Source organism: Candidatus Neomarinimicrobiota bacterium, from assembly GCA_018647265.1.
In the GTDB taxonomy this organism is placed as follows: Bacteria; Fidelibacterota; Marinisomatia; order Marinisomatales; family TCS55; genus TCS55.
In genome coordinates this window covers 1-4,767 of the sequence record JABGTK010000093.1, presented here as the reverse complement: position 1 = coordinate 4,767, position 4,767 = coordinate 1, and the positions used below count along the sequence as shown (strand labels likewise).

The 4,767-nt window shown below is 39.6% G+C and carries 5 protein-coding genes; all 5 read right to left on the bottom strand.

All coding sequences use genetic code 11. The features are described from left to right. Positions 1-12 precede the first annotated feature (12 nt). The 5 genes from HN459_05365 to aspS are packed head-to-tail and all read right to left on the bottom strand — an operon-like array spanning position 13 to position 4,765. Positions 13-1,041: a DNA photolyase gene (locus HN459_05365; protein ID MBT3478875.1), complete on the bottom strand. Its 1,029-nt coding sequence runs from the start codon at positions 1,039-1,041 to the stop codon at positions 13-15. After that, entirely contained in the window at positions 1,010-1,828 is an 819-nt protein-coding gene (locus HN459_05360; protein ID MBT3478874.1) for a hypothetical protein, read from the bottom strand. The genes HN459_05365 and HN459_05360 overlap by 32 nt, the downstream gene beginning before the upstream one ends. A 28-nt stretch (positions 1,829-1,856) precedes the next feature. Next, positions 1,857-2,129 (bottom strand): cupin domain-containing protein, encoded by a 273-nt coding sequence (locus HN459_05355; GenBank protein ID MBT3478873.1) that lies wholly within the window; start codon positions 2,127-2,129, stop codon positions 1,857-1,859. Beyond that, on the bottom strand, positions 2,122-2,973 hold the full coding sequence (locus HN459_05350; GenBank protein ID MBT3478872.1) for an alpha/beta hydrolase: 852 nt from the start codon (positions 2,971-2,973) through the stop codon (positions 2,122-2,124). The genes HN459_05355 and HN459_05350 overlap by 8 nt, the downstream gene beginning before the upstream one ends. 34 nt (positions 2,974-3,007) lie before the next feature. After that, positions 3,008-4,765 (bottom strand): aspartate--tRNA ligase, encoded by a 1,758-nt coding sequence (aspS, locus tag HN459_05345; GenBank protein ID MBT3478871.1) that lies wholly within the window; start codon positions 4,763-4,765, stop codon positions 3,008-3,010. Positions 4,766-4,767 lie beyond the last annotated feature (2 nt).

The window sequence follows — 4,767 nt, the reverse complement described above, 5'->3', positions numbered from 1 at the left end:
GGGGTAGTTCCATTATACCCAAAAGTGAATTTTATCATCTGATATTAATCCATTAAGATTTTTGCGTAAAAAATCTTCAACTGATTTCCGCTCTACTTGTGGTATGGTCATCACTCCCCCCTCATTCACATAGTTCTTATAGTATTCTTTTGAAATGGGTTTCGACTTCCGAATTCGCCGAAAATAATCCTGCCCCATTCGGAATACACCCACTGTAATATCATAAATATTATCACCATCTATTTCAGATTTAACATAATTTAAGAATTCTGAATAATCAGCCTCCCAATCGGGATAAACTAAAACCGGATCAAAACAAAGACGCACCTTCCAACCTTTTTCAATGGCTAATTGAATAGCAGCAATTCGCCGATCCAAGGTTGGCGTATCTAATTCATTTTCTTTCACTACTTTTTTAGGCGAAAGCGTCCAAGCCAGAAGGACTTGATCGGTTGGTTCTATATCCTGAATTGCGCTGAATAGTGCGCTTTTCGTCCTGACCTCCAAATTCAAATCCGGATGTTGTTTGGCATAATCGATCCACATCCTCGTCATGGGTAAAATATTTTCAAATGCCATGAGGTCAGTATTGTAAGAAATGGATAACATGAGTGGATCATTCGGAAATTTTCTCTTTATAATTTCATCTTCAACGGCTAATTGCATTTCCGATTGATTTACAAAGACCACCATATTTGCCGATGGATACATACCTTGCAAAAAACAATAATCACAATTATAGAGGCAATTTAGGAAGGGCGTATTATAATAGAAATTTTTAAAACCGCCATCCTGAAGAATGTCAGTACCCTTATAAATGAAAGGCGGTTTTTTAATGGCAAGAATGAGTTTCATGGATTTTTTCTGCGTTTGAAAATCCTGCGCCGAACGATTAAATACCATTTTATAGTCAGAAATTTCCACCACTTCTGCTTTGGGAAATCGCCTTAAACATTGATCTGTTAAAGGAAACTCAAAAGCGCCCGACTCTACATAAATATGTGAAAAATCAGGTAGAAAGGAATTGTCTGATTTCGCCAAAGATTCGATTCCTTTCCTGTTTTGTTTTGGACTCCTTATCAAAATAAAATTTCATATTTTTCAATTCTCGACTGCTCCGTTTTATATAATTTTCTGACCAATCGACCAACTGGATATATTGAGTTTCTGTGAATTTCAATCGGACAGCACCACGATTAATCATTTCCATTTCTGCTTTGTTTAGAATATTTCGGTCAGACAGTACTTCATTGTCAAGCCCATCCAAAATGGTTTGAATTTTTCCAATCTGATTTTTAATCAAACCACTCACATCTAGCGATTTCCAATCTTTAACATCCATATGATCAGACACGACCTTCAAAAATATGAGACGATGGGGTGGCACCTTTTTAACCATCAATCGGAAAATGATACTTCCTTCCATATCTACCAATCCTTGGTAGCGATCCCCATTTTCTGTTATACCTTCAGAAACTGTGGTAAGGTGTTTTTCTTTCAATACGTGGCGCAATAAAATATCTGGAAAGAATGTCTGCCCCGAATCTTCATCATGAATTGCATTCACAAGATACAATTCGCCAATGGATGTATCCTCAGGATGGCCGCCGGCAATGCCAATATTTAAAATGACTGTATCACTAAAATCGGTAATTTGAGTTAAAAATGCCTGAAGGCGCTCTTCTGTTTTATCTTGACCAACTCCGGTAATAAATAACGAAATATTATCTTTTTGATATAAATGGGTGGTGGAATCTTTGATTAATCCGTAGGCCTCTATGAAAGGACGTGCTTCAGCCTTTAGGGCTGAGAGAATGAGATATTTCAATTTAGAAAGTATAAATTATATTGTGCAATTACCCAAAGGCAAAATGCTTATAAATCCCCTGGTGTACATGCCAAGTGCATTTAATTCCTTGGGGGAAAATGACATAATCTCCGGCACCGATGGATACAGTTTCGCCATTTTCAGTTTCAACATCCACCTGTCCTTCTATGATGTAGCATGTTTCTCGTTCGCTGTATTCCCAGGGAAAATCAGATTTATCACAGGACCATGTTGACCAGGAGCGAATTCCTTTTTCCTGGATCTCGTCCTCAGAAAGTTGTTTAACAATTATTTCAGACATGAATTTTCTCCTTTAAGAAGCTGCGCAATTGGTTTACCATTTCAATGCTATGAGTTCGGGCATTAGTTTCCAAATCAACCAAATCACAGATGCTGAGCGATTCGGTCATTTTCACGGTATCTTCATACCCGTGCATTACGTCTTTCGAACCGGTAAATATTAACACATTTTGATGAATTATGCTTAGACGATCCCATACTTTATACTTGGAAAAATTAAGGGCCGAACGCCGCAGTCGAGATGGGTTGGCCTCGTCCAAAGAACGAGCATATTTTTCATACTGCTTCGGATCGGATTCCATGTTTATATATTTCTTTTTCATATACCATTTCACCGACGGTTTAACCAAATAATATAAAACTGGTGGTGTAATGCGAGCAATCCATATCCATAATTTTGGTGCGTTGAATTCTGCATTAGGGCCGATCAAAACCGCTAATGATGGATTAATCTTATTTCGGCTCATGGAATCCAAGATGACCGTGGCACCCAATGAACTACCAAACATGATATATCCATTTTCTTCCATATTGTGATGATTTAAAACAAAAGGTAAATCATTCCCCAGCGTTTCAATACTAAGTATTTGTTCTGTTTCATGGATTGCCGATCCTTTCTCTCGCGTTTCTACATAATAAACCTCAAAATCTTTGGTCATTTCTTTCAACACGATTTCCCAACTGTAAATTAGGGAACCCCAGCCAGCCAAAAATATCAGCGGTGGAAAGGGCGATAATTTTGAAGGTATAAAATGAATTTCAAATAATTCCACACCGTCAGAAACAGGGATGAATGCTGTGGTGTATGAACTACCCACCGCGCAATATTTGGAATATTCAGACATCGATTAAAAGAAGTATAGAAAAAAGTGGGTTGGTTTATTCGCCTTTTTTGACAATCCGAATATTTAATTCTGCCAATTGGACCTCAGAGACTGAACTGGGTGCTTCATCCATCAAAGAAGCGGCGGAAGTTGTTTTTGGGAAAGCGATGACGTCACGGATATTGTTGGTACCGGCTAATAGCATGACTAAACGGTCGAAGCCAAAAGCGATACCGCCATGGGGCGGAGTACCGTATTTTAACGCTTCAACTAAAAAGCCGAAGCGGGCCGTAGCTTCTGCTTCATCCATACCCAATAGTTCAAAAATCTTTGCCTGGAATTCCGGCTTATGATTCCGAATAGAACCACCGGCAATTTCATAGCCATTCATAGTGAGGTCGTACCCACGGGATTTGAGTGAACCGGGATCCGTTTCCAAATCTTTAATGTTAGAAGAGGACGGGGCAGTAAATGGATGATGCCTTGCAATATATCGATTCGCTTCTGCGTCAAATTCAAACATTGGAAAGTCCGTGACCCAAACAGGCTTGAATTCCCCTGTATTAGAAAGACCCTCAACTTTACCGATCTCAACCCGTAAAGCGCCCAACGCAGTTTGGGTTAATTCTTTTTCATCACCGATGATGAAAATAATGTCGCCGTCATTTATATCGGTTGAACTGATTAATTCTTTTTGCAGTTCTTCACTGAAAAATTTAGAAATACCGCCGGTTAGCAATCCGTCCTCGGCCTTCATCCACGCCAACCCTTTAGCTTTGTATTTTTTCACAAAGTCCGTAAATCCATCAATATTCTTGCGGGAGTATTTGGCCCCGCCGGGAATCACCAATCCTTTAACGATTTCTGCGGACTTAAATGCATTGAATTCAGATTTATCTGTGAATGGTTTTACATCCTGGAGAAACATATCAAAGCGAGTGTCCGGCTTATCGGAACCATATTTGTCCATGGCTTCATCCCAAGTCAAGCGCGGAAAAGATTTAGGTAAATCAACACCAATCACTTCATTGAATACATTACAGGTTAACCCTTCCATCTGGGCGTAAATCATTTCTTCATCCACAAAGGACATTTCAATATCAATTTGAGTAAATTCCGGTTGGCGATCGGCGCGGAGATCTTCATCCCTAAAACATTTCACAATCTGGAAATAACGATCATAGCCAGAAATCATGAGAATCTGTTTATAAATCTGAGGCGATTGAGGTAAGGCGTAGAACTGTCCATGGTGGATTCGGCTGGGAACTAGATAGTCCCTAGCGCCTTCAGGCGTGGATTTCATGAGCATTGGTGTTTCCACTTCCATAAAATCTTGATCCGATAAATAATTGCGGACAGATTGATAAGTCTTATGACGAATCTTCAGATTATTCTGAAGTTCGTCCATCCGCAATTCTAAATAACGATATTTTAAACGGAGGTTTTCTTCCGCGCTGTTGCGATCGCTTATAATAAATGGTAACGGTGCCGCTTCGTTTAGCATCTCCATTTCAGAAATGATTACTTCAATCTCTCCCGTGGCCAATTCCGGATTGACTGCCCCTTCATTACGGTTTTGGACTGTGCCTGAGACGGATAAGACATCTTCCATAGAGAGTTTTTTCACCGCATCAAAATCACCGGGATAGTCTTCTGAATTAAATACAATCTGGGTTTTACCGTAGCGGTCCCGCAAATCCACAAAAACCACTTGGCCATGGAGGCGGACTGTATTCACCCAACCGTTTAAAATAACCGATTTGCCAACATGGTTGGCATTCAATTCACCACAAGTATGTGTTCTTTTATTCATTT